This window comes from Desulfobulbus alkaliphilus (assembly GCF_016918545.1).
In the GTDB taxonomy this organism is placed as follows: domain Bacteria; phylum Desulfobacterota; class Desulfobulbia; order Desulfobulbales; family Desulfobulbaceae; genus Desulfobulbus; species Desulfobulbus alkaliphilus.
Genome location: NZ_JAFFQC010000150.1, coordinates 1 through 493 on the forward strand (window position 1 = coordinate 1; position 493 = coordinate 493).

Below are 493 nucleotides of genomic sequence, written 5' to 3' on the forward strand. Positions count from 1 at the left end.
GGCCGGGCTGGTGCTGGCCCTGTTCGCCATTCCGGGCTCGCAGGCGGTGCTGGCGGCGGTGACCGGCGCGGTGGATGGTCTGGCGGTCGCGACGACCGAGGGGACCAAGTTCGTCTTCGGCTATCTGGCCGGCGGGGACCAACCCTATGCAGTGTCCAACCAAGGCGCGCTTTTCACATTCGCCTTCCAGGTTCTGCCGCTGATCCTGGTGATTTCCGCCCTGTCGGCCCTGCTGTGGCACTGGAAGATCCTGAAGTGGATCACCTTGGGCTTCGGCTTCCTGTTTCAGAAGACGATGGGGCTGGGCGGCGCGTCGGCCCTGGCGGTCGCGGCCAACATCTTCCTGGGCATGATCGAAAGCCCGATCGTGATCCGCGCCTATCTGGACAAGCTGACGCGGTCCGAAATCTTCCTGATGATGGTGGTGGGCCTGGCGACAGTCGCCGGTTCGACCATGGTGGCCTATGCGACCATCCTGTCGCCGGTGCTGCCC

At 65.1% G+C, this 493-nt stretch carries 1 protein-coding gene; it reads left to right on the plus strand.

The window, feature by feature from the left end; translation table 11 throughout:
• Positions 1 to 493: nucleoside recognition domain-containing protein (locus tag JWG43_RS20690; RefSeq protein WP_240193673.1), on the plus strand; the 493-nt coding region annotated here is incomplete at both ends.